Below are 24552 nucleotides of genomic sequence, written 5' to 3'. Positions count from 1 at the left end.
CTACGGTATATGAAAAGGAGCATCTGTGGCTAATCATTTTCGTACCGATGAACAGCATAATGCCAGCGTGGATGGGCGTTTTGACTCACAAGTGCCAGGTGTAGATAACCCTGAAGGTGCATATAGCGAGCAGAACGTGGCAGCTTCAAGTACCGGCTCGTTTGATCCGCTTGATACTGCTGACGGTGTTCATGTCGTAACGGCGGAAGAGCAGAAGGAGTCGGTGCAGGGTTCGTCCGATCGCGCGAGCTTGTTTGCCGATCTTGCCCTTGAAGAGTCGCCGGAAGTTTCTCATACGGGAACTCCTGCCATTTCGTTCCAGAATGCAACGCTTGTGTATCCGTCTCAGCCCAATAAGCCGGCTCTTGACGGTATCAGCGCCGATATCTATCCGGGTGAGTTTGTCTTTGTTGTCGGTCATTCCGGTTCTGGCAAGTCTTCTCTGCTTCGTCTCATTACGCGTGAGCAAAAAGCAACGAGTGGCAAGGTAATCATTGCGGGACGCGATTTGACGCGTATGCGCAATTCCAAGGTTCCCTACCTGCGTCGTCAGATTGGCACGGTATACCAGGACTTTAAGCTTCTTCCCGATAAAACCGTGTATCAAAACGTGTCTTTTGCACTTGAATGCATTGGCAAACCGCGTTCCATCATTAACGTTCAGGTTCCGGAAGTACTCCGCCTTGTTGGTTTGGGGCAGAAGATGGACGCCTACCCCGATCAGCTTTCAGGCGGAGAGCAGCAGCGTGTGTCTGTTGCGCGTGCAATGGTCAATCGTCCGCCTCTTCTTATCTGCGATGAGCCTACAGGAAATCTTGATCCGGCTATCTCGCTCGGCATTATGAAATTGCTTGATCGTATTAATCGCGCCGGAACTACCGTTGTAATGGCAACGCATGACCGAGAGATGGTCGATTCTTTGCGTAAACGTGTTATTGCACTTGAAGCTGGTCATATTGTACGCGACCAGGAGAAGGGGGGCTATGGCTATTATGGTGCTCTCTAATTTTGGCTATTCCCTGCGTGAGGCAGGTCATCACTTCAGGAGAAATTGGTCAACTGCCTTTGGTGCCGTTGTTACCATATTCCTGTCGCTCTTCATTATCGGCTTATTCGTTTTAGCTTCCGCGCTGATTGAGAATATGGTTGGTAATGTGGAGAATCGCGTAACCATTCAGGCGTTTTTGTCTGACAACGCAGATCAAACAGCCGTTGATTCCTTTACCAAGCAGGTGCAGGGCTGGGACAACGTTGAATCCGTTACGTATAAGAGCAAAGAAGAGGCCCTCAAGGAATACAAGACAACCATGTCAAACCGTAATGCTGCTGATGCAGTAGCTGCGCTTGACGGGCAAAATCCTATTCCTGCCTCGCTTGTTATTAAGATGAAGGATCCAAAGCAGGTTGAAGAAACCGCTCAAAAAATTGCTGCTTCCAATGATTTTAAGGCCATTGCAGATAATAAGGACAATCCTTCCAGCGATGTCCAATACGGTCGCGAGACGGTTGAGCGTCTTTTTAGCGTAACTTCCTACATCCGCATAGGCGCAATCGTTCTTGTTGCACTTCTCGTCTTTGTGGCCTTTGTCTTTATCAACAACACCATTCGTCTTGCCATCAACGCACGTCGTCGCGAGATTGCCATTATGCGTCTTGTGGGTGCTTCCAATGGTTTCATTCGCGGGCCGTTCTTGATGGAGGGCGCGCTTGAAGCTTTGATAGGTGCGGTTCTTGCGGTGGCAACCCTTGTCATTGGTATGCATTTTGTGCTTCCCCGCTTAACCGAAAGCATGTCGTTCTTGACATTTGTTATCCCAACGTATGTGGTGTGGGGAACAAGCGGCTTGCTTTTGTTGCTTGGCCTTCTGCTAGGTCTCTTTGGCTCGGCTATTGCCATGGGTCGCTACTTAAAGGTATAAGCTTTGACATAGCCCGCAAGGCATATCATTGCGGAAAGGAAATGGCGAGAAGATCAGTCTTCTCGCCATTTTTATGTTCAAGGCTTTAGCCTGTTGAGCTCGATAAATTCCCCGGTGACAGTGTTATCGAGAAGGGCTTGGAGCGCACCTATGCCAATCTTCGTCGTGCGTATGAGCGTGGCGTTACCCTGACCATTGGCTCTGATTCCTTCAGCTTTGTAACCCCATACGGCTACGTCACTATAGATGAGATGTATGACTGTAGACAAGGCGGGCATCTCCATTCTTGATACCATTAAAGCCGGCACCCTTAACGGTGCAAAGATGGTTCACCACGAGGATGAGTTTGGCTCACTTGAAAAGGGCAAGCTTGCTGATCTTCTTGTGGTTAAGGGCGATGTTGCCTCCAACATCTATGATTTGACGCCGGACAACATGGAAGTCATCATGAAAAAGGCGATATCGTTATCAGGGGAGCACTGTGAGGTTTAGGCCAGTACCGAACGGACGCAGTACTTTTAGTCAACCAAAGAAGAGAGGCCGTTCATGCAGACGGCCTCTTTTGTGTATCGTAGTGTTTAGCCGGACTGAATAAAAGAGCGGATGCAGGAAGCTGCGAAAAGGGTGCAGGGGGAATATTGTTGCGCAAAAAGATACATAAGAGCAATCGAAGACAAGACAAAGTAAAACGGGCGAGAAGATCAGCTAGGTTTTTAACAGGAATTCTGCATATAATACGTCCACAAGTAGGAAGTGTTATCACTCCTGAAGGTACGTTTACGCTTGCGCGCCATGGTATACGTGAAGGTATGGATGGTGATGAAGTTCAAGTCTCGCTGACAACGGCAAAAGGCAGAGAACCGCGCGCAACCGTCTGCTCCGTACTTACGCGTGCGACTTCGACTTTTTTGGGACGATATGAAGTCGCCGATCCTCTTGGGGTGGTTGTGCCGCTGAACGCTCGTATCCAGCGGGATTTCTTCGTGCTGCCAGAAGATTCTTCACCGGCGCGCTGCGATGTTTCTCACGGCGACATTGTAGTTGCTCGCATCGTGGAGTACCCCACGCGCACAAGCGCTGCAGTTGTTACCCTTGAGCGTCGCGTTGGCTCGTCCAATGAGCTTGATATGAATATTGAGTCCGTGATTGCTTCATTCGGACTTGCTACGGAGTTCTCCCAAAGGTCCTTAACGGAAGCCTCGTTCTTGTTGCTTGATGTCAATAAAGAGCTGGCAGATGATGCAAGTCGTGTAGATTTGCGAGGAGAATTCTGCGTCACCATAGATCCGTCGGATGCAAAAGACTTTGATGATGCCGTAGGCGCTCGTCGGCTCTCTGATGGCGGATACGAGCTCGACGTCCATATTGCGGACGTTTCTCGCTATGTTTCTTGGGGTTCGTCAATCGATCTTGAAGCACGAGCGCGAACTTGCTCGGTGTATCTTGTGGATCGCGTCTTGCCTATGTTGCCTGAGTGGCTTTGCAATGATCTGTGTTCGCTGCGCCCTCATGAAGATCGGTTGACCGTAAGTGTTCGTATGAGACTTAATGCGGAAGGTGTCATTTGTTCCGTTCAAGCAATGAATGCCGTGATTCGTTCTGCGGCTCGTTTGTCGTATGAGCAGGTGGATGCTTTGCTTGAAGGAAAAATGTCGCAGGACTCTCCTGTAATGGGAGATACAACCCAACAATCTGCTCTTGTCCGTATGCTTGAGACTCTTGATGAGATCAGGGCAAAGCGCCAGAAGATTCGCTACAAGCGTGGGGCCATTGACTTTGAAACCGTTGAAACACGTATGCTCCTGGATGTGGAAGGGCGTCCAACCGGCGTTTCCGTGCGCCGGAGAACCCGTGCGACCAATCTGATAGAAGAAGCGATGCTTCTGGCAAATGAGTCGGTGGCCAAAATGCTTGCCGACAAGGACATCAAGACGGCCTATCGTGTGCATGAGTCGCCTTCTCCCGAGGCGTTGCATGCCGGTTTGTCGGTGCTTGTCGCCATCGGAGCTTTGGAGACGGGAGAAGCCGCGCGTATAACAACGGGAGATTCTTGCGCCATTTGCGGAGCGCTTGAGAAATCTCGCGGTACCGGTTATACCCGTGTGGTCAATGCCGTGCTGCTCAGAGCCCAAAAGCGTGCAATCTATCTGCCGGTCAATCAGGGCCATTATGCGCTTGGTGCCTCTGCTTACTGTCATTTCACTTCGCCCATCCGACGGTATTCGGACATATTGGTGCATCGTGCACTCAAATCTCTTCTTGCCGACGAGAAGCCCGTTGTAAAAGGCACGCGTGTTGGCCAGACAAAAAGCGACGAAAAGGCGCAGCTTGAGCAGGAAAGAGCGCTTCCACAACTGTGCGCGACGTGCTCCGAGCGCGAACGCGTGGCCGATGCTGCCGCTCGCACTTCTCAGAAGATAAAAATGGCTGAGTTTTATCAGAGCCGGATTGGCGAAGAGGCATGGGGAACGATTGATGGCGTGGAGCGCTTTGGCCTCTTTGTTACACTGGATGCGACGTATGCTGAAGGATTGCTGCATGTGAAGGACCTTGGACAGGAGTGGATTCGCTACGATGAGGAGCAGCTCATGTTTATCGGAGAAGCCACGGGTAAGCGATGGCGCATGGGAGACCGTATCAAAGTCAGGGTTTCTGCGGTTATCATAGAGCGTGGGCAGATTGATTTTTTACCGGTGGATGTGTCACCCGGTAAGGGATTGCCTGTTAAGCGGTGAGCCGGGGTGGGTATAGAGTAGCTGATAGAAAAGGGACGAAGGATTGTCTCAAAAGGAGAATAATGGCACAGACAGAACTTTCCGATGAGCTTATCGACGCCGAGGGCTTGTTGTTGCAAAATGAAGACGAGCAGGCATACGACCTGTTGGCTCGTCTTGCGGAAGATGCGGAAGAGTATGTGGACCGCAATTACCAAACAACCGATGAGGTTCAATGGTTTTCGTTTCCCACGCTCTTTGACCGTCTTGCCTATAGGCGGGTGGAGAAGGACCCCCGAGAGCTGCGCGATGTTGGAGAGCCATTCGAGCGCCTGTATGCCGACTTTGCGCTTTCTTGCGTACGGACAGGCAGATATGAGGAAGCGGCAGATGCTCTCAAGCAGACCATCCGCTGGAATCCCATGAATTGCGCAGCCCGTCTTGACTTGGCGGACTTGTATAAGGTTGCCGGCGATGTTCAGCAATATCTTGCGCTTACGTTCAGCGTTTTTGAGCGCGCAAGCGAGGTCAAGCATCTTGCCCGCGCGTTTTTGAATTTTGCCTCATGGTTTGAGCAGACGGGACGTGCGCAACAAGCGGCGGCAGCCTTGCGTGCGGCTCGGAGGCTTGACGCACATGACGGAGCCCTTAATGCTGCTTTGAGTCGAGCTACGGGTACTGAGACCGATCCGGATACGCTGTCGGATTCTGAAGCAGACGATCTTCTCGCGGTGGAAGGCTTGCCCGGTGGAGCCAATGCGGAGATTGCGGTCTGCCTTTTGATGTGCGCTCAAGATGAGGCGGCAATGGGCAATCGCAATGAAGCCACTCAGTTGACCATTCGTGCTCGCGATCTTGTGGGGGAGCCGGCTGCTTTGGTTCTTTTGGAGCTTGTGCGCGATGCGGCGCTAAACCCTGAGACGTCGGGTGCGTCGGGTGCCGGAACGTCTGGTTCAGAGCTAACTCCTGGCCAAGAGGAAACGTCTGGGCTAGAGTTGCGAAAGGAGCCAGGCGATGGACAAGCGTGAGCGCAAGAGCATTGCGCGCAATCGTTCTGCTCGTCACGAATATGAAATACTAGAGACGTTTGAATGCGGCGTAGTGCTGACGGGTACGGAGGTCAAAAGCCTTCGCGACCGTGGAACACAGATTACGGACGCGTTTTGTTTGGTCCGTGGTCGCGAGGTATGGCTTCACGGAGTGCATATCCATCCGTACTCAAATGGCGGCGTGTGGAACGTGGATCCGGACCGTAAGCGCAAACTTCTGCTGCACAGAAGTCAGATTACCTATCTTGACTCTAAGTTGCGCCAAAAGGGACTTGCACTTATCCCGCTTGATCTGCTGTTTGATACACATAATCGCGTCAAGCTGGTCATTGGGCTTGCGCGCGGCAAGAAACTATACGACAAGCGTGCCGATGCTGCCCGTCGCGATTCCGACAGAGAGATTCAACGAGCTCTTAAGGAGCGGAGTCGTTTCTAGATGTTGCGGCTCAAGATGTTGTGCTTAATGTTTGCACGGGATTTTGTGGGCTTGTAAAAAAGCTCGGTCTTGGTAAAATGCTTCAAATGCAGTCGTAATTCACCCAGCGCGATTGCGTGTCTGTAAAATTAGAGGTACGTAAGCGGCCAGTACAAAGCTGGTCATGGAGAGAGGAAATAACATGGCAGAAAAGACATACAAGTTCGTATGCACCGTTTGTGGCTATGAGGTTGAGGTGGATACTCCCGAGCTTCCTGAGGACTACACCTGCCCCGTATGTGGCGTTGGTCCCGATCAGTTTGAGCTCGTTGAGGACTAACTCCGACTGATGAGCATAAAGCTTGGGCAACTGAGCTATGGCATTTTCACAGAGTAGTGCTAAGTTAGCGGTGTGGGTTTTTCCTGCACCGCTTTTTCGCGAGAAGAGCTGCGGTTCATAGCGTTTTGAGAGCAGGCACTTCTTGCCAATCGTTCGGTTAATCTGTGAGGAGATTACTTTGAAACACGCACTGCAGATGTCGGATTCCGTTGAGGTAGCAGCGCTTTTAGCACTGTCGGGTGGTGTGATGGACGCTTACTCCTATCTTGTACGCGATCACGTCTTTGCTAATGCGCAGACAGGCAATCTGTTGCTGTTGGGTATTCATGTAACCAGCGGTTCATTTGAAAAATGCGCCAAATACGGAATGCCGGTTTTGGCGTTTGCCATAGGTATTGCGGTGGCGTATGTCATTCGTATGGTTGCTCGCGAACGACACTTGCACTGGCGCCAACTTGCTGTTTTTGTTGAAATCTGCCTTCTGACCTGCGTGGCGTTTATGCCGCAGGATATGAACCTGGTGGCAAATAGCCTTACGTCGTTGGCGTGTGGCATTCAGGTGCAGGCGTTCAGGAAATTGCATGGGCATGCCTTTGCCACAACCATGTGTATCGGAAATCTCAGAAGTGGTACGCAAGAAGTTGCCGCATATATCCATACGCATAATAGAGAGCACGTGGAATCCTCTCTGCTCTATTTTGGAACGATTTTCTGCTTTATTGCGGGAGCCGTTATCGGGAGCCATTTGATTCCCACGATGGGGCATTACATGATTCTTATAAGCCCCGTGTTCCTTATCGCCGTGATTTTGGTCATGTTTATCGACCGGGAGCGACAACTACTGCACGACAGGGAGGCTCGCGAGGCGAAGGATCGCCGCAGGTCAGAGTATGCCAAAGGCTTTGCGGCAGGACGCGCGTATGAGCAGGCGAATACGTCGAGCTTGCAGGAGCATGCGGACGTGTAATTGTCGCTATTTCGTGTGCGGCTGTTGCTCGTCTTCTTGTTGGTCCGCCCGCTCGCCTGTCTACCCGGAACACCAGCTTGAGTATCCGTCTGGAGTGTCCGCTTGGAGTACTCGTCCGAAATGCTCCTCAGCAATCGTTTAGTGGTGGTTTTCACGACCGTCTGTCTCTTAAAACCACCACTAAACACACAGATTTCAAAGAACGTATCAAAAGCGCTCTTTAGTGGTGATTTGATTCACCACTAAACGCTTAAATCCCGGAAAAATCACCACTAAGCATCGTTTTTACGGGAAAAACTACCACTAAACAGTCGATTTCCGGCAGATTCCATAAATTCTCGTTTAGTGGTGAATTTGCTAGCAGAAATTGTGATTGCCTGTGCTTGCCTTTACCATAGGCATTGCAGCAGCGTATGTCATCCGTATTGTGGCTCGTGAGTGTCATCTGCACTGGCGGCAGCTGGCCGTCTTTGTTGAGATTCTTCTTTTGGTGTGTGTGGCATTTATACCAACCAACATGAATCTTCTGGCGAACAGCCTGACATCTTTAGCTTGTGGTATTCAAGTCCAGGCGTTCAGAAAACTGCATGGTCATGCCTTTGCCACAACCATGTGCATTGGAAACTTGCGTAGTGGCACACAGGAAGCAGTAACATATCTTCATACGCATGAAAAAGAACACGTTGAAAATTCACTGCTCTATTTTGGAACTATTCTCTGTTTTGTCGCAGGAGCTGTTATCGGAAACCAGCTTGTTCCTGTGTGGGGTCAGTACATGGTTCTTATCAGTCCGGTATTTCTTACCGCAGTGATTGCCATAATGTGTATCGACCGAGAACGGCAGCTGCTTCACAACCGTGAGCCCAAAGAGACTAAGAACCACCGTAGATCAAAGGACGCCAAGGGCTTCTCCGCTGGACGCGCCCATGGACGCGAGAATACAAAAAGGTCGGAAAAATACTAAAGGTTTCGATTTGCAATGTTGGATTGTGTTTTTTTGTCTCCCTGACAAGAAGATTCGCACGTTCACATGAGGTTTCGTACGCTTCCCTTAAAATTAAATAAGTTCAATCGATTACCCAAGATACCCCCCCCCTCATAGTCCAAGCAATGTGGGGCGAAGGGAGAAGTCATGTCTAGTAAGCTAACAGCAGGATGGATTGGAACCCACAAGATACTGTCTGCCCTTATCGTGCTTGTACTCTTTGCCGGCTCTGCAACTGGCTCCTTCTTCCTGATCTCTTCGGCCTTCGGAACTCCATCTCCTGAGAGCCAGAGTCCAGCCGTAGAGGAGTCGGATCAGGGTAATGGGGAAGAAGCGCAGGAGCAACAAGGAGAGTCTGACCAAGTCTCCTCTAATATCGTTGTTATGCCGCGGCCTACGACACCGTTCGTTGCCCGACTTAAGGGCTTGGGCAATGGTACTAACAGCATAATCGGTGTGGAGAAGTATCAGGAACTAACCCTGTCGCAGTCTGTTGATGGGCAGATTGTTGGCAGGGCGAGCGGTATCTCGGTCCAGGCTGACGAGTATCAGGTAGATTTCATCGGTTGCATCAACGCCGACGGTTCCATCTATGAGGAGCCAGAAGTTCAGTCCATAGATGCGAAGGCGGGCGGTACCGTTGATATCACGGTTAAGCTCAAACTAATTCCGGCCGATCAAGTAACCGAAGAACAGCTTCAGAAGCTTGCCAGTAGGTGGGAGCAGGTTGTCGAGAAAGGCGGCGGGGCCTTGTCGGGCGAGGTTGGGCAGAGGGCGCTCGATCAGGTGCGCCGGAGGTTGGAGGAGAAGCGTGCGGGAACGGACGGAATGTCCACCGATGAGGCCATCACCAAAGCAAAGAACGAGGGCAAGATGGTCTTCACCGGCACCCTCCGCGTCTTCAAAACCGATACGGAAGTCGCCGATTTTCAGGGCGTAAAGATGCCGTACGATTCAACTGGTGCCAAGTATGGTCCGTATACGGTCCTGAAACTCGATCAGCCACTGGAACTCTCCCTGTATAAAGAAGGTTTGCCCGACCCCGTCACGCATGAAGCAAGCATGATCTGCCTGACGGGTAATGGTATGTTGACGGAGGAGGCCGAGAAATACTCGGCATACGATGGTCAGCGGGTGGTTATCGCAATTGATGCTAATAAATTGCAGTGGCCAACTGGCGTGCGTATGCCAAACGCCCAGCCATTTGTAACAGAAGCAGTGGAAATCCTATGGCCGCTTACGTAAAAGTCTCCGCGAGCGTCAAAGCCGGTACAAAAGGGGTATACTGGCTATCCCGATGACGTCATCGGGTGCTGGAAGGTGTTTCGGCAAGGGCGAGAAGTGCTGTGTCAAGGTCTTCTTGCCAGCGTAACTTGAAAACTGCATGGTGGCAGTTTCTCTCATTATTGGGGGTGACTGGATTCGACAAGGTGAGTTTGCGGTGGGCAGCAAGCCGTGGTCTCCTCGCCACGTAAAACAGGGGTAATGTCAAATTGAATTGACAACACTTTAACTTTTGAGCCTCAGATGGCTCTCGCTGCTTAATTTAAGTTCAGCGCGTCTAACTGGGAATTTCTCCCGTTTTCAGGGTGACGTCATTTTAGGGAGATGCTTGTAAGGACGTAGTTGGTATGCTTTACAAAAAGATTGAACCAGCTGGAGTACTAAACGCCTGTTACTAAGTGTGCGGTACTTGAGATGTAATTAGTAACTGAGCTTGGAGACACCTGCCTAGGATTTGCTTTGGACCGGAGTTCGATTCTCCGCACCTCCACCACATATTCGTTACGCATGAATGGCAGAATTTCTGTGATTTATGAGTACATCTATATTGTTTATTATCGCGGAAAAATTGTTGGTGGAATTTATGATGATAGGTTTTTAGTGAAGCCTGTTAAATCTGCAATAGCATATATGCCAAATGCAAAGTATGAGTTACCATATGATGGAGCAAAGGAAATGCTATTGGTAGATGATGTTGACAACAAAGAATATTTAACAGAGTTATTCAATTCTATGTATAAAGAATTACCGGCAATAAAAACTAAAAAGAAAAAATGAACGGTAAATCAAAGCGGTATAATATTTTTCTGTATAGGCAACAAGTTTAAGGAGAAAAGATTATGGATTATAAAGAAATAAAGCTTAATGTTTCAAATAATAAAATTAAAGAATATAAGCAATTTGAGGGCTTAAAATTATATTCTGATATTTTTAAATCTGAAGATGAAAAGGTATTGATTAACAAAAGAATATATGTTACAAAAAAACAGAATTATGTTTATTACGAAAGAACAGATGTAAATTGGAATTATTGGTCAAGCGAAAGAAATTATAATTCAACATTTAATCCGGAGGATGATAGTAAACACAACATTATATTTGAAGTTTCATCAGAATTAAGCGATTTTATTAAATATTTGGGAGAAGAAATAATTCGGAAGATTGAATTGAAACAGCACAATGGAGAAATTGTTGAGATATTAGATATTTGATTGTGTTATGAAGAATGAAGCATTGACTGAAAATATAATATCTACTCAAGCACGTAAAATTCCTATTTTTAGTAATATCAATTAAATAAAAAATAGTATAAAAACAGTAAATCAAAAAAGGTTTACTGTTTTTTTATTTGCTAAAAATAGAAAGAGAGGAAACGAGAAAATGAAAAACATTGAAGAAAAAATCTTAATGGCAGATGAAGAAATCAAGCAGTTACAAAATAAAAGAAAAAACTCATCAGTCAACAGAAACAGGAAGAAAGAAAAAAGAGAGATAAAAGGATATATGAAAAAGGAGCAGTCTTTGAAAGTATCTTTATAGAAAGATAAAAAGAGCCTTTACAATCAAATATTGGAGGTACGAGAAGAAGTTGCACCGGCTGAAAAAGTTAAAACCTGTATAGAGCAGTTACAGGAACGAGAAAAGCAACTATCACAGGTAAAGAGGAATGAGTTAGAACTATAATACTAAGTGAAAAAGCGTCCATAAATATAAAAAGGTACTTGACAAAACGCTTCCTGCCTAGCTTTTCTTTTTATAGTGCTATTTGTTGACTTTATTCCTATGAAGTCCCTTCAGACTATGCTTGCTCTAGTTTTTGGTGTTCTCTCTGTGATTATGATTGTAATAAGTATCTGGGGATTTAAGATGCACCAGGCCTTCTCATACGATGGCAAACGTCAGATGTCTCGACAGATTATCGAGGGAGTAGCTAGCTACATTACTATTCCAGCAGGAGGCAAGGGATTGGATGTTGGATGCGGCAGCGGAGCTCTTGCTATTGCTGCTGCAAAGAAAAATCCAGGTGCGATGGTTATTGGTATTGATCGTTGGGGTAAAGAGTACGCTTCGTTTAGCAAAACACTTTGCGAGAATAACGCACAAGCGGAAAGCGTTACAAATACAAGTTTCTTTCCTGGTGATGCCGTTAATTTGAATTTTGAAGACGAATCTTTTGATGCTGTTTTTAGTAATTATGTTTATCACAACATTCCTAGTAGCAATCGTCAAGAAATCCTATTAGAGACACTGCGCACGCTTAAAAAGGGTGGTGTATTTGCTATTCATGATATTTTTTCTCAGGATAAATACGGAGATATAAATGCGTTTCTAGCTACGTTAAAGTCTATGGGCTATGAAAACGTAGAGCTCATTGATACTACTAAGGGTATGTTTATGACTCCAAAAGAAGCTAAATGGATGATGCTCTCTGGATCAGCGCTGCTTGTGGGAAGAAAATAGAGTTAGGACATTGCCGTGTCAAGGAACGCTACAAGATTTCAAAAAGTACTGATGTCTTGGGTTTATCGCGGTAAAGAACTTTTTAAACCCCTTAATACCGGTACTATTGATGAGCATGTTGCTTGTATCAGAGAATACGTTGCTAATATTTTCTTTTATACAAAAAATAGTACAACCATAATGATTGATGCAGGATATAACTATGATTATCTGCAAGAAAAGATGGATTGGCTGGGAATAGATCCTCAGGATATTCAACACGTTTTAATTACTCATCAAGATACTGATCATGTTGGTGCTATTGAAGCTGATAGTAATCAGCTGTTTAATCATGCTCGGGTTTATATTGACGATATTGAAAATAGGTATTTAACGGGAGAAGTCCGCAGAAGAGTAATGAATGGCTGGTATAAAGTACCAAAAGTGACTATTCCAAACAAAAAGAAACTTTTGCATGATGGGGAAGTTTTTGAAATTGATGATATAAAAATTGAAACTATCTTAGTACCCGGTCATACGTGGGGTCATGTGGTGTACTTGATTGATGATGAGTATTTATTCACTGGTGATACTATCTGGTTTGGCGCAGATGGCGGCTATAGTTTTATTAACAAGTTTGCAGAAGATAATCAACTTGCTGTTGAATCACTTGCAAAATTAGAGAAAGTCATACGTCAGAGAGCTCAATCCTAAAATTTTTACTGCTCACACAGGTTGGACAGATAGTCTTGATTTTGCCTTTGCTCATACTGACGAGGTTTGTAACGCAAATAAACCTGTCAAGGTTCACGACCCCAAGGCTCCCTACGACGCATATGATGAGCGCGATGACACTCGTGAAAGTGCGGTTAGCATGCCGCTTCTTCCATGTAATCGATAGCGTTAAGTTAACAAGGGTTACAAGGGTCATATAGTAATTGACGAGGACTATATTGGTATTTTGCAAAGACTCTGCTAGAAATAGCAGAGTCTTTTCTGTGCTGGCAGAAAGTGATTATAATTTCAGAATTTCTCCTTGACATATTCCACAAGTGGAATTAATGTCATAGTAAGATATTCAACAAGTGGAATATAAGGAGATGAAAGATATGCTTAAGCAAGGAATCCTTGGTCTCTTAAATTACGGCGATATGACTGGCTATGAGATTAAAACAATCTTTCAACAGTCACTTAATTATTTCTGGACTGCTCAGACAAGTCAGATTTATAGAGAGCTTCAGTCGCTTGAAAAAGTTGGCTGGGTTACCTCGACACATGTTACTCAAAAAGGAAAGCCCGACAAGAAGGTTTTCTCGATAACTAAAGATGGTAAAGAAGAGCTGCAGAGGTGGCTTAGAGAAGATTTGCAATCCTCGGTGCTGCGCATTCCGCTTTTGATGCAGACATTTTTTAGAGGTGAGTGCTCCTATGAAGAGAACCTTGCGTTCTTTAGACGGATTGCAGATAACGCCTCATCATTTCCTGGCGGGCGAGAGCTGGCAGTTAGTGCGGTAAATGCGTATGCAGATCAAATGGGCGACCCAGAAAAGGCACTGTTCTGGAAATTTACTATCGAGTACGGCAAGATGCACGATGAAATGCTTAAGGCGTGGAGCGAGAAGTGCATAAAAGAGTTGGAGGAACAACATGAATGTACTTCTCATTAATGGTAGCCCCAAGGGCAAGGCAAGTAATTCTCTTCGACTTGCAAAGAGTTTTATTGAGGGTATTTCTGAACAGCATAAAAATAAAAACGTAACTATTGAACAACTTGATGTTGCTACCATGGATATTAAGCCATGCAAAGGATGCTTTCACTGCTGGAAGAATACTCCAGGTCAGTGCATTATGTCTGATGATGAGAACAAAGTTATTCAGAAACAGCTTTGGGCTGATCTGATTATTTGGAGCTTTCCTTTGTATTATTTCAACGTGCCTGGAATATTGAAGAATCTTATTGATCGCCAACTTCCCATGAACCTTCCTTTTATGAGCGATGCAAAGAAAGGATACGGGAGCGGCGCTCACGAGTCTCGCTACGACATGACTGGAAAGAGGCACGTTTTAATTTCTACCTGTGGATTTTATTCTGCAGAGGGTAATTATGATAGCGTCTCTAGGATGTTTGACCACATTCTAGGCCAAGGTAATTACGAGAGTATTTTCTGCGGACAGGGTGAGTTGTTCCGTGTAAAGGAACTCTCTGCACGCACTAATCAGTACCTTACGCTTGTTAAAAAGGCTGGCGCAGAGTATGTACAGTACGGTATAACAGAGCAGACAAAAGCCGAGCTTAAAGTCTTGCTGTATCCAAAAGAGATGTTTGAGCAGATGGCAGATGCGAGTTGGGGTATTTCTCGCGATGCAAGTGTTCAGAGCAGTGGAAAAGCTGGCGAGAAACCCGTTGAGCAGGTTCCACCTGATGCTATTTTTACTCGTCAGATGGCTGCTCTGTACAATAAGGATGCATATGATGGTAAAGATCGTGTTATTGAAATGAACTACACGGATCTTGATCGCAGCTATCAGATTTTCTTGGGTAAAGATGGCAGTAAAGTTTTTAATGATGGCAGTTTGATTACCACTACAAAACTTAACACTCCATTTGAGGTATGGCAGGCCATCTCTAAAGGAGAAATAAGTGGACCAGAAGCGTTAGGCAAGCATTTATACACCGTTGAGGGAGATTTTTCCTTCATGATTGATTGGGATAAATATTTTGGATCCATTCCTGGTAGCTCTTCTGGAAATACGCAGAATACGTCGTCTGATGAAGTAAATAACAAACAGAAAAATCCACAAATGATTACAATGCTGATCCCTTGGATTATTTTCTGGACTGCAACGTCGTTTGATTCACGGATTGGCGCTATGATTGTGCTGCTTGTTACTGCCTTGATGCCGCTTATTATGAGAAATGTTAAATTTACCATTTGGGATAGAATTTCATTTGCTCTAGTTGGCGTATTGTCTGTAGGCATATTTATGGGCGGAAATGGTGGTTTCAACCTTATTGTCGATTTGGGATATCTGGCTTTCGGCCTTATGTGGCTTGTGTCATGCATTATTAAAGATCCTCTTTGCGCTGCATACGTAAAATATGGCTATGGAGGAGATATTGCTTACAACAATCCGCTTTTTATGAAGACAAACTATATTTTGGCTGTATGTTGGGGTGCTATGTACGTATTAACTGCAATTTGGAGTTGGCTTGCAGTTCAAAATGGAGTAGGCAGTATTTTGATTGTTGTAAACAACTTGGTTCCCATTTGTATGGGCTTATTTACCGCTTGGTTCCAAAAGTGGTATCCAGCTAAGATGGCAAGTGGAAAGTAAATAACGCTTGGAAAGGGGTTGGTACACCAACCCCTTATTTTTGGGCTTTCCAGCATTTTGCTTTACCATAAGCTTTCATAAGGAGATGATACGGCATGGATAAAGCAGCTCAACGCATTAGAACATTTTCAATGGGTTTTCTTATTTCGGGAGTTCTAAGCATTCTCATTGGTGCGCACTATCTGTTTGTGAAGGCTGGCATTCCTTATCAAGATCCTCCTCTTACATGGTGGACGCAGCCGACGGCTGGTCTTTGAGATAGAGGGCCAGTGACCTACCGGGATACCGGTGCAAGACATAGATTCCTTCTCGCCATAAGTAGAGACGTCCACCGATGTCACCCAACCATTCGCGGAATTTCTAAGTAAGTGCTGGCATATCAGGTGTAAGAACGTCCTATATTTTCCTTGTGCGTTGAAATTTTTCAAGCAATGAGACTGGGTCAGGTTCGTGATCGGGTCCACGGAGCCAAAAGGAGTTGGGAATGAAGAGACTACTGAGTATCCTGTTAAGCCTGGTTTTGAGCCTTACGCTCGTCGGCTGTGGCGGAGGCGCCGCCCCGTCCCAGCAACAGCAGCAGTCGACGCAGCAGACCACGAGTGAGCAGAAGACGACGGGCGCACTCGCGGCCAGCGAACAGCCGAAGTTCGGGGGCGTGTACCTCGACGTGACCATCGACGAGTTCAACGCCATGGGCTTCGAGTACGGCGACAGCTGCGACGTCACCTTCAGCAACGGTTACAAGCTTGAGGACATCCCGTACTACAACGGCTTCTATTCGAAGACGGGCCACCCGCTCATCTGCGCCTATCCCGGATTCCCCCACATCGACATCGCCTTTAACAACGGCGACCCGCTGTGGAAGGTCGCAGGGTTGAAGGAGGGCGATACCGGCACCGTCACCCTGCGCGAGAAGGGCAAGTACCTGACGACCCAGAACGCGCTCGCCGCAGTCTACACGAGCAACAGGGACGACTATCCCAGCGATGTGGCCTTCGCGAACTTCAGGGCCATGAGGGGCGGTCGGATGGCGGAGGGCACCGTATACCGCTCCGCCTCGCCGTGCAACAACGAGTACGGCCGTGCGCCTTATGCCAGCTCGCTTGCGGAGAAGGCCGGCGTTCAGTTCATCCTCGACCAGGCGGACTCCCAGGAGGAGATCGAGGGCTACTATGCCAACGCCTCCTTCGACATGGCGTGGCACAAGGGTCTCTACGATGCCGGCAACGTCGCCGCACTGGACATGAGCGTCAACTACCGCAGCGACAAGTACGCGAAGAAGCTCGTCGAGGGCCTGCGCGAGATGATCTCCCACGACGGTCCCTACCTCATCCACTGCACCGAAGGCAAGGACAGGACGGGCTTCACCTGCGCCCTGCTCGAGGCCCTGTGCGGCGCCAGCTATGACGAGATGCTCGACGACTACATGATCTCCTACGACAACTATTACGGCATCAACAAGGAGTCCGACAAAGACCGCTATGACGCCATCGTAGACTCGAGGTTCACCGACATCGCGCTCTGCATCGGCGGGCAGCCCATCGACGGGAAGCTCGACGGCCTCGACTACAAGGCGGGCGCCGAGAAATACCTTCTCGACGCCGGTATGACGGAGGAAGAGATCGCCCAGCTCGAGAACAAGCTCTGCGGGAAGTGACCCACAGGTGGCCCACAGGAGGGACGTGGGTTTCGGCGACGGGGATGCGGCGGTGTGTGGCCGCATCCCCGTCGGAGTCGGGACGGAGTGCTAAGATGGGAAAGGTCTCTATAGGCTCTTTCCAGGTTGAGTAAGAAGGTCCTGTCCTGTGAGCAACAAGAAACTGTTAACTATTCTCGGATTCGTGTTTCTGCTGGTCGGTTTGGTCGTCCTTATTATAGGCATCTACGGCACCCAAGCGTCCGACGGAAAATACAGCGGCGGCGAGAAGGTCACGGCGGAGATAACCGACATCGTCGTCGGAACCGACGGATACCGGAGGGGCAACTCCGGCATCAACATCACGCATGAGGTGTATGTGAGCTATACCTATCAGGGGAGGGCATACTCCGAGGTGCAGCTTGGGTACTATGACCAGTCCATGTTCGTGGGAAAGCAGATCGAGCTCCAGGTCAACCCCAACGACCCCGGGGATGTGGCCGTTCCGGGGGCGAACCTCGTGATGCTCCTCATAACGGGAAGCATAGGGATCGTCTTCGTCGCGGTGGGGGGCTCGCTGCTCTTTGTCGCGCTCAGGAGGAAGAGGGGCTGAGGTCGCCCAGCCTTCGAGCCGCCGAGCCGTTTGGCCGCCGAACCGACCGCTCGAGTGTCTGTTCGTCGCCTTTGGACGTAGGCTCGATTACAATATTCGCGTACGTCAGGACGTGGTCGACAAGGGCCCTCTCCGGGGGAGATTGAGCCCATGGTACGGCTTGCCAAAGGGTATGTTCCCGAGAGCTGGGTTTGGAGAAGGGTAGAAAGGACAGCCATGTTTCCATTCGAGTTGGTGATCCCCATCGCGGTTGCGGTGGGCGTCGTGCTTCTCTTCCTGGTAAACGGCTTTGTGTCTGCATCTCCTGCAGAGATTAAAGTCGTTTCAGGTCCATGGGGGCAGCGCATTATCCATGGTAAGACCGGCTTTAAAGTGCCGTTGATCGAGCGCGTTGACTCCATGACCGCCGCCATGATCCCGGTCGACGTGAAGACGTCCGACTATGTGCCTACCAACGACTTCATCAACGTGCAGGCGGATGCCGCTGTCAAGGTCCGCATCGCGACGGAGACCTCGGAGCTTTTGCAGGCCGCGACCCGCAACTTCCTGTATAAGAACATCGATGAGATCTCCGACGAAGTCCGCGATACGCTCGAGGGACACCTGCGCGCCATCATCGGCCAGATGCGGCTCAAGGACATCGTTACTGATCGTGATACGTTTGCGCAGCGCGTCCAAGATAACGCTCATCAAGACCTTGCAGAGATGGGCCTTGAAATTGTTGCCTTTAACATCCAAGGCTTTGCCGACAAGGACGGCACGATCGACAACCTCGGCGTCGCCAACGTGGCCACGATCCGCAAGGATGCCGAGATCGCGCAGGCCCGCTCGAACCAGGAGATCTCCGAGGCGCAGGCCGCGGCGGACAAGGCATCCAATGAGGCTCGCGTGAATGCCGATCTTGATATTGCTCAAAAGCAGACTGATCTTGCCATGCGCAAGGCAGCGCTGAAGGTTGAAGCTGATACGGAAAACGCAAAAGCGGATGCTGCATATGAGATTCAAAAGCAGATTCAGCAGAAGGATATTGAGCGCGAGACTGCTGCTGCAAACATTGTGAAGCAGGAGCAAGAAGCCGTCGTTAAGCAGAAGGAAGTTGAGGTTACCAAGAATACCCTCGATTCTCAGGTACGTGCGAAGGCAGACGCTGAACGCTATGCAGCCGAGCAGGCTGCCCAGGCCGACTTGTTCCGCCGCCAGAAAGAGGCTGAGGCTCAGGCATACGAACGTACGCAGGCCGCCAATGCAACACGCGAAGCCATGCTTGCTGAAGCTGAAGGTATTCGTGCTAAGGGCGACGCCGAGGCTGCTGCAACAGCGGCAAGGCTGACCGCCGAGGCGGAGGGTCTTGAGAAGAAGGCCGAGGCAATGGCCAAGATGAACCAAGCTGCCGTGCTTGAAATGTACTTCAATGCACTGCCTGATGTTGCCCGCGCCGTTGCTGAGCCGCTTGCCAACGTTGACTCTATCACCATGTACGGCGAAGGCAATGCCGCAAAGCTAACCGAAGACATTACCAAGTCTATGACGCAGGTCAATGCGGGTCTTGGCGATTCGATGGGTCTTGACTTGAAGCAGCTTTTTGGTGCCTTAGTGGGGGCAAAGGCTATCGCACCGACCCTTTCCGATGCAGTTGCTAAGGGCGTGAAAGCGGGTACGGAGAAGACCGAGAAGAATCCTTCCTCTGAACAGGGAGCTTCCGACAAAGATCCCAACGAGAAAAACTCTGGGACTCGTGAGAAGTAATACGAGCTGCAGAAGCGGTTTTAAAGTGACATCGTAAAGAGCGTCGAAGCGAGGCTGGAACAAGGATTTCAGCCTCGCTTTTTTGAGAGCTTGAGTACATCGCACTTGAGATAAAAGAGTGGGAAGCCTTTAGTCCTTCTTAAAAAGCTTATTGAAAAGACTAAGGATTTCAAGTGTGCGCTTATTTGTTGCCTCGGTGTCGCGCTGCCAATTACCTTCTTCACCGGTGAGAACATCGCCTTGCGAGGTTCCCTCAGGCAGCTCAGAGAGGGGAACATCCAAGAACTTCTTGCCGCCGTTGATTTCAAGAACGGCGATGTTGTTGTCTTCTATCCGGTCAACGATTGCGGTCATAAAACACCTCTACTTTACTTTTGGAGGAGCGACGGGCGTGCCCTCTTTCTGAACATACATATTAATAGTTGAACCGTCGGTAATGGCCGTGACGGTACCATTCACTCCCGTTCCGTATACCTGTGTATGTGAGGCAGACAATGCTCTCAGGACGCTTTCGTGCGGGTGCCCGTAGTCGTTGCCGATGGCATATGACATGACGGCATAGTCGGGTGAGAGTTTGGCGGCAAGCTTCTTTGTGGTGCCGGTGCGTGATCCATGATGCGATACCTTTAACACGTCAATGTGGTCTTCGACAGCCTGATTGATTAAAGCTGCGGGAGCGTCGCCCGTGAATAGGAAGGTCTTCTCGCCAACGGTCAGTTTAATGATGATTGAATAGTCGTTGGTGTTGTCGAAATGAGCGGACGAAGGCGGCCACAGAATATCGATGGAGTATTGGTCGGTTTTTGCGATGGTTGTGCCGGAGGTGGCCTGCGTGATGGTGAGGCCCTTTTTGTCAATGGCACTCAAAAAGTTCCTGAACGTCTCGGTGTTGTTTGTGGCGTTTGGCGCCCAGATGGATTTGATATCAGCGTCGGCGATAAGTTCTGCCATCCCGCCGATATGGTCGGCATCGGGATGAGTGGCAACAAGATAATCAACTTGGGGGCGTCCGTCGGCCTTGAGCTGAGCCTCTATTGTTTTCGCTGAACCACGAGGTCCCGCATCGATGACCATGGTTTTACCGTCAGGAAGTTCAACGATGGTGGAATCTCCCTGTCCAATATCAAGGAATCGGACTGTGGTTTTGGTAGGGTCGGCAGCTATGGTTGTAGCCGCGGCTGCCGACGTGCTTTGTTTACTGGCGCTGTCTTTGCGGTTTGAAGCGCATTCCTGTATCAGTGATGCAATGGCAACAACAAAAACCAATGTCAGTGTCACAAGCGCGCGTATTTGAGCTTTGGTAAGGTGTGTCTGCCGAGAAGTTTGGTGGATGTTTGTCATAACTTGCCTTGACGTTTTGCTTTGAGAGAATCCGGTGCGATTCTTCGGTTATCAATACATAAAAGGTATCACTTTAGGCTTTCTTCAAGTCTCCGATATATAGTGTTTTGCCAAGGGGGGCTAACACTTTTAAAACAGTGCTTAGATTTGGAGTTGTATTTCCGTTTTCCATCCGCGCAATGACCGGCTGTCTTACGCCACTCAGTTCTTCAAGCTCTCTTTGGGAAATTCCCTGTTCTTTTCGAGCTTTAATTAATTCTCCAATAAGCGCTACCCTGAGATCACTTTCGGCGATTTCCTCTTTGGTGAACAGTTCCTTTCGGACATCAGCCCAATTGCACCCAATAGAATTAGTGTTGCTTATATTGATATTACTCATATAGTCCACTTCTTTTCTTAAAATCGGACAGCTCTCGCTTTGCTTGTTCTATTTCTCTTACAGGTGTTTTCTGCGATTGCTTCATAAATTGATGAAGCAGTACATATCTTCCGCCGATAACTCCGGCAAATAGTATTCGGTCTCTAATGGGTCTCAATTCCCATATTTCACCATCAAGATGTTTGACATAGTTTTCAGTCAACTGTTCTGTTCCGTATACGCTTAACGCCTGTATATAATCGCTGATTTTGTTTAACTTAATACGACTATCTTTGCTTTTGCTTCGACTCAGCTCTTGTAAGTAGTCAAGAACCGGCTGTCTGCCTTTGTTGTCTCGGTAGAAAAGTATTTCATACAAGAAAACCAACCTCCTTTGTTGAGTATAATACGTAAAAGTTATCAGTATTTCAATACATAAAAGTTATCACTTTAAGTATTGTGGGTCATATGCTTCAAGCTAATTCTCCAAAGAAACCATTTGGCGTACACTTAAGTCAGTTATTTGAAAGGAGATTCTCATGAATGAAGCTTACGAGTCACTGCTCACACGTCGGAGCTGGAGAAAGTTTACCAACAAGTTGGTGCCTGAGGATCTTATCGCCAGTATCGTAAAAGCAGGCGAATATGCAGCCAGTGCTAGGGGTTTGCAGAGTCCCCTTATAATCAAAGTTTCAAATCCTCAACTTCGTGAGAAGTTCGTGCGAGCGAATGCGGCTATCATGGGGCGTTCTGAGGACTTTGATCCGTTTTATGGCGCTCCGGTTTTGCTTGTGGTGCTTGTGCCGGCCGACAATTCTAACGGTGTGTACGACGGTTCACTCACCATGGGCAATTTGATGCAGGCAGCACATGACTTGGGACTTGGCTCAATTTGGATTCACCGTGCTCGTGAAGAGTTTGAGACGGAAGAGTTCAAGCAGTTCCTTATTGATGTTGGCGTAGAGGACAGCTGGGTTGGCGTTGGCCATTGTGCTATCGGTTGGCCTGACGGTCCCGAGCCTAAAGCGGCTTCGCGAAAGCCCGGTCGCTATATCGATGCGGATAAGGTCTTGGGATTGGAATAGTTCGGCGTCCGGCTGCGTGCGAGAGATCCGGCAGCTTGCTTACCCGTGGCAAAAGACCTTCTAATCGCCTATAGACATTTGCAGATAGTAGACGTTTTCACGGAGATGCGAAGCGACTTCCCGGTCAATGATGCCCTCGTATTGAAGGCGGGCTATCTGATCGAGTTCCACACGCAACGCGTTCTCGTCAACATCGTTGGCGTATGTGCGTGCATCGGCAATCTGCTGGCGAAAATGCGGGGATATCTCATGAGTATCAAGGTTGTAGGGCAAAGAGTATGACCGTTGCATATCCGTTCCGGCTCCTTCTTGACCAATGTTGACGCGGCTCCAGATAGAATCCACGGCTGACTGATGATCTACCAGCAAGTTAGCGGCAATAGCCGCGCGATCTGGATCAGATTCATCCCTACAAATCTCCTCAAGGCGATCGATTTCCGTATATTCAAGCTCGATGGCATAGAGACACGCTTGAAAGTATGCACGGTCGTTATCTTCAAGCTGACGAATCTCGCTATTGTTACGCAAACGTTTCAGCGCATACTTTGCTTCGTTGATAAAAATCTTTATACGATTGTTGGTCTTTGCGTTCATGCCGATATCCGCAAGTGAGTTTATATAACCCACCGAGCGTCTGATGGAACGCAGATTTTCAAGAATGGTGCTCCAAGGTGTTGTGTCGTGATGTTTTAGGTGACGGAGGCGCAACTCTTCAAGGCGGCTTTGCTGCAGCTCGTTGTTCTCGCGAATCATCTGCATCGTGGCACGCGCTGCTTCGGGTGTGCTGATACGTTCAAAAAACAAGCGACTGGTATAACGACTTATGGTCAATCGTAGTGCAGGGAGGTACTTCTCGCTTATGCGTCCGTCGCTCATCATGGAGCGAAGTTCGGATGTCGTGGCCTCAAGAACCGCAATTTCTCCTTTACGCAGGCGTTCGTCAAGGCTGTTGCCGACTGTCTTTGGAGCCAAACGAGGGAGAAGTGCGTCGGCCAATAACAGTGACGCAAGTATAGTACCTGCCGTTATGGTGATGATAAGCTCGCGCTGCGGGAAGGGCGCACCGGAGTCAATGACGTAGGGGAGGGTGAGCGCAATGGAGAGTGTGACCGCCCCTTTTGCGCCTGCGATAGTGGTTACCAGTACGTTGGTGAGAAGCGACGTGCGAGTTCCCGCAGGAGCTTTGGTATCGGCTTTAGTGCCGGTTTCAACGTCGGATCCACAGAACTGTAGGCCATGCTGGCCGTGGCGAATCTCAAGTACCAGTAGCCACAAAAAGCGCACGCCTTCCAGAATGAGCGTCATGGTCGCAATAACGCCCAGGATCTGAAAGATACTGAGGCCTCCGTTGAACCCCGGCGTAACGGCAAGGGGTAGTTGCATACCGAGAAGCACAAAGACGGTGCCGTTGATAAGAAATGAGATAATACGCCAGAAGTTATCAGAAACGAGTTTCTGTCGAGCAGCCGTAGTGCTGGTAAAAGTATCGCGACGCGTTGTCTGAGCCATAACAAGTCCGCCTGCAACAACGGCGAGGATGCCTGAAACGTGGCAGAGCTCGGCAAAGAGATAGATAAGAAAAGGCGAGATGACCTCATAAAGCACGTGCGCGGTGGTGTCGTCAAATCCCATGCGGCTAAGGATTGCCATAAGAAGCGAGAAGAGCGTTCCTGCCATAAGGCCAATGACGATGCCACCGATAAAGAGGACGGCAAAGGATTGCGTGGCAGCGAGTGCGGAAAATGCACCGGTTACGGCAGCGGCAACGGAAAACTGGAAGGCCACGACACCGGAAGCGTCATTGATAAGCGATTCGCCGGAAAGAAGGGTTCGTTGACGGTTGGAAAGATGCACCGACGAGCGAAGTGCGGTAACGGTGGCGGCATCGGTAGGGCCGAGCGCTGCGGCAAAGGCAAACGCCGCCGCTAAGGGAATGCTGGGTACCAGCAGATGGAGGGTAAAGCCAACGCTGAGCACAATGGCAATAACCAAGCCGATTGCAAGCGAAAGGATTGAGCCGTGATTCTTCCAGAGAGCGGCGGGATTGGCTTCTCTCGTTTCATTAAAGAGAAGCGGTGCAATAAACAGCACTAAAAAGAGCTCAGAATCAATGCGCATTTCTTGAACACCAGGAAGTATCAGCGCAACGATGAGCCCGATGATAACTTGCAGCACCGGAATGGAGATGCGAGAAAATTCGTCAAACACCGACGAGGCAACGACACAGGTCAAAATGATGAGAACGAATTCAAAGACTTCCAAGAGAACTCCTTGGGCTTGACGGGTTTTTCGGCGTGCTTCTTCTCGTATTGTACTCGCAAGGGA

At 48.7% G+C, this 24552-nt stretch carries 26 protein-coding genes, 1 other RNA gene and 1 pseudogene; 23 read left to right on the top strand and 5 right to left on the bottom strand.

The window, feature by feature from the left end; genetic code table 11:
* Nucleotides 1-25: 25 nt before the first annotated feature.
* From ftsE to ATORI0001_RS06015, 22 genes and pseudogenes are all read left to right on the top strand, one after another.
* Nucleotides 26-1006: a cell division ATP-binding protein FtsE gene (gene ftsE / locus ATORI0001_RS06105; RefSeq protein WP_003149923.1), complete on the top strand. Its 981-nt coding sequence runs from the start codon at nucleotides 26-28 to the stop codon at nucleotides 1004-1006.
* The gene (gene ftsX / locus ATORI0001_RS06100) at nucleotides 984-1919 is read left to right on the top strand and encodes a permease-like cell division protein FtsX (RefSeq protein WP_003149875.1); all 936 of its coding nucleotides are present in this window, start codon (nucleotides 984-986) and stop codon (nucleotides 1917-1919) included. Before ftsE ends, ftsX begins: the two co-directional genes overlap by 23 nt.
* A gap of 95 nt (nucleotides 1920-2014) precedes the next feature.
* Nucleotides 2015-2404 (top strand): annotated as a pseudogene (locus ATORI0001_RS07790) (amidohydrolase family protein); the annotation flags it as partial.
* A 153-nt stretch (nucleotides 2405-2557) separates the two neighbouring features.
* Complete coding sequence (rnr, locus tag ATORI0001_RS06090) at nucleotides 2558-4654, top strand: ribonuclease R (protein ID WP_003149851.1); 2097 nt, start codon at nucleotides 2558-2560, stop codon at nucleotides 4652-4654.
* 62 nt (nucleotides 4655-4716) lie between these two features.
* The gene (locus ATORI0001_RS06085) at nucleotides 4717-5661 is read left to right on the top strand and encodes a tetratricopeptide repeat protein (RefSeq protein ID WP_003150100.1); all 945 of its coding nucleotides are present in this window, start codon (nucleotides 4717-4719) and stop codon (nucleotides 5659-5661) included.
* The gene (smpB, locus tag ATORI0001_RS06080; RefSeq protein WP_003149856.1) at nucleotides 5648-6118 is read left to right on the top strand and encodes an SsrA-binding protein SmpB; all 471 of its coding nucleotides are present in this window, start codon (nucleotides 5648-5650) and stop codon (nucleotides 6116-6118) included. Before ATORI0001_RS06085 ends, smpB begins: the two co-directional genes overlap by 14 nt.
* Before the next feature lie 181 nt (nucleotides 6119-6299).
* Nucleotides 6300-6437 carry a rubredoxin-like domain-containing protein gene (locus ATORI0001_RS06075; RefSeq protein WP_003149771.1) on the top strand — a complete coding sequence of 46 codons (138 nt, stop codon included), beginning with the start codon at nucleotides 6300-6302 and terminating at the stop codon, nucleotides 6435-6437.
* A gap of 178 nt (nucleotides 6438-6615) precedes the next feature.
* Entirely contained in the window at nucleotides 6616-7404 is a 789-nt protein-coding gene (locus tag ATORI0001_RS06070) for a YoaK family protein (protein WP_003149974.1), read from the top strand.
* Between the two features lie 379 nt (nucleotides 7405-7783).
* Complete coding sequence (locus ATORI0001_RS06065; RefSeq protein WP_237755924.1) at nucleotides 7784-8368, top strand: YoaK family protein; 585 nt, start codon at nucleotides 7784-7786, stop codon at nucleotides 8366-8368.
* A gap of 168 nt (nucleotides 8369-8536) precedes the next feature.
* A complete protein-coding gene (locus ATORI0001_RS06060; protein WP_003149985.1) occupies nucleotides 8537-9634 on the top strand; it encodes a hypothetical protein in 1098 nt (365 codons plus the stop codon).
* 163 nt (nucleotides 9635-9797) lie between these two features.
* Nucleotides 9798-10166: a transfer-messenger RNA gene (ssrA, locus tag ATORI0001_RS07785) on the top strand.
* A 14-nt stretch (nucleotides 10167-10180) separates the two neighbouring features.
* Entirely contained in the window at nucleotides 10181-10450 is a 270-nt protein-coding gene (locus ATORI0001_RS06055; RefSeq protein ID WP_040324644.1) for a competence protein TfoX, read from the top strand.
* Nucleotides 10451-10512: 62 nt separating this feature from the next.
* On the top strand, nucleotides 10513-10884 hold the full coding sequence (locus tag ATORI0001_RS06050; RefSeq protein WP_040324604.1) for an EXLDI protein: 372 nt from the start codon (nucleotides 10513-10515) through the stop codon (nucleotides 10882-10884).
* A 169-nt stretch (nucleotides 10885-11053) separates the two neighbouring features.
* Nucleotides 11054-11212 (top strand): hypothetical protein, encoded by a 159-nt coding sequence (locus ATORI0001_RS07975; RefSeq protein ID WP_003150039.1) that lies wholly within the window; start codon nucleotides 11054-11056, stop codon nucleotides 11210-11212.
* A 243-nt stretch (nucleotides 11213-11455) separates the two neighbouring features.
* Nucleotides 11456-12133: a class I SAM-dependent methyltransferase gene (locus ATORI0001_RS06045; protein WP_244851846.1), complete on the top strand. Its 678-nt coding sequence runs from the start codon at nucleotides 11456-11458 to the stop codon at nucleotides 12131-12133.
* A gap of 51 nt (nucleotides 12134-12184) precedes the next feature.
* Nucleotides 12185-12826, top strand: a complete 642-nt coding sequence (locus ATORI0001_RS06040) for an MBL fold metallo-hydrolase (RefSeq protein WP_237755920.1) — start codon at nucleotides 12185-12187, stop codon at nucleotides 12824-12826.
* A gap of 395 nt (nucleotides 12827-13221) precedes the next feature.
* Entirely contained in the window at nucleotides 13222-13779 is a 558-nt protein-coding gene (locus ATORI0001_RS06035; RefSeq protein WP_003149731.1) for a PadR family transcriptional regulator, read from the top strand.
* Complete coding sequence (locus ATORI0001_RS06030; RefSeq protein WP_003149805.1) at nucleotides 13760-15448, top strand: flavodoxin family protein; 1689 nt, start codon at nucleotides 13760-13762, stop codon at nucleotides 15446-15448. Before ATORI0001_RS06035 ends, ATORI0001_RS06030 begins: the two co-directional genes overlap by 20 nt.
* Nucleotides 15449-15543: 95 nt before the next feature.
* Complete coding sequence (locus ATORI0001_RS07890) at nucleotides 15544-15705, top strand: hypothetical protein (RefSeq protein ID WP_003149976.1); 162 nt, start codon at nucleotides 15544-15546, stop codon at nucleotides 15703-15705.
* 227 nt (nucleotides 15706-15932) lie between these two features.
* Nucleotides 15933-17105, top strand: a complete 1173-nt coding sequence (locus tag ATORI0001_RS07690) for a tyrosine-protein phosphatase (protein ID WP_050768530.1) — start codon at nucleotides 15933-15935, stop codon at nucleotides 17103-17105.
* 148 nt (nucleotides 17106-17253) lie between these two features.
* The gene (locus ATORI0001_RS06020) at nucleotides 17254-17697 is read left to right on the top strand and encodes a DUF3592 domain-containing protein (protein WP_040324602.1); all 444 of its coding nucleotides are present in this window, start codon (nucleotides 17254-17256) and stop codon (nucleotides 17695-17697) included.
* A 216-nt stretch (nucleotides 17698-17913) separates the two neighbouring features.
* On the top strand, nucleotides 17914-19443 hold the full coding sequence (locus ATORI0001_RS06015) for a flotillin family protein (protein WP_040324601.1): 1530 nt from the start codon (nucleotides 17914-17916) through the stop codon (nucleotides 19441-19443).
* Between the two features lie 129 nt (nucleotides 19444-19572).
* Here ATORI0001_RS06015 and ATORI0001_RS06010 read toward each other — a convergent pair whose 3' ends face one another.
* The 4 genes from ATORI0001_RS06010 to ATORI0001_RS05995 form a co-directional block, all read right to left on the bottom strand.
* Complete coding sequence (locus ATORI0001_RS06010) at nucleotides 19573-19797, bottom strand: DUF3006 domain-containing protein (RefSeq protein ID WP_003149892.1); 225 nt, start codon at nucleotides 19795-19797, stop codon at nucleotides 19573-19575.
* Between the two features lie 9 nt (nucleotides 19798-19806).
* The gene (locus ATORI0001_RS06005) at nucleotides 19807-20784 is read right to left on the bottom strand and encodes a ComEC/Rec2 family competence protein (RefSeq protein WP_003149744.1); all 978 of its coding nucleotides are present in this window, start codon (nucleotides 20782-20784) and stop codon (nucleotides 19807-19809) included.
* 73 nt (nucleotides 20785-20857) lie between these two features.
* On the bottom strand, nucleotides 20858-21163 hold the full coding sequence (locus ATORI0001_RS06000; protein ID WP_040324600.1) for a helix-turn-helix domain-containing protein: 306 nt from the start codon (nucleotides 21161-21163) through the stop codon (nucleotides 20858-20860).
* Nucleotides 21156-21521 carry a type II toxin-antitoxin system RelE/ParE family toxin gene (locus ATORI0001_RS05995; RefSeq protein ID WP_003149838.1) on the bottom strand — a complete coding sequence of 122 codons (366 nt, stop codon included), beginning with the start codon at nucleotides 21519-21521 and terminating at the stop codon, nucleotides 21156-21158. Before ATORI0001_RS05995 ends, ATORI0001_RS06000 begins: the two co-directional genes overlap by 8 nt.
* 160 nt (nucleotides 21522-21681) lie before the next feature.
* Between ATORI0001_RS05995 and ATORI0001_RS05990 the strand changes: the two genes are divergently transcribed.
* A complete protein-coding gene (locus tag ATORI0001_RS05990) occupies nucleotides 21682-22227 on the top strand; it encodes a nitroreductase family protein (RefSeq protein WP_003149995.1) in 546 nt (181 codons plus the stop codon).
* 60 nt (nucleotides 22228-22287) lie between these two features.
* Here the strand turns inward: ATORI0001_RS05990 and ATORI0001_RS05985 are convergent, their stop codons facing one another.
* A complete protein-coding gene (locus tag ATORI0001_RS05985) occupies nucleotides 22288-24489 on the bottom strand; it encodes a cation:proton antiporter (protein WP_003150098.1) in 2202 nt (733 codons plus the stop codon).
* Nucleotides 24490-24552 lie beyond the last annotated feature (63 nt).

It is taken from the genome of Lancefieldella rimae ATCC 49626 (assembly GCF_000174015.1).
Taxonomy (GTDB): domain Bacteria; phylum Actinomycetota; class Coriobacteriia; order Coriobacteriales; family Atopobiaceae; genus Lancefieldella; species Lancefieldella rimae.
Note: the sequence above shows the minus strand (reverse complement) of the source record. Positions and strands in the feature narration are given on the sequence as shown.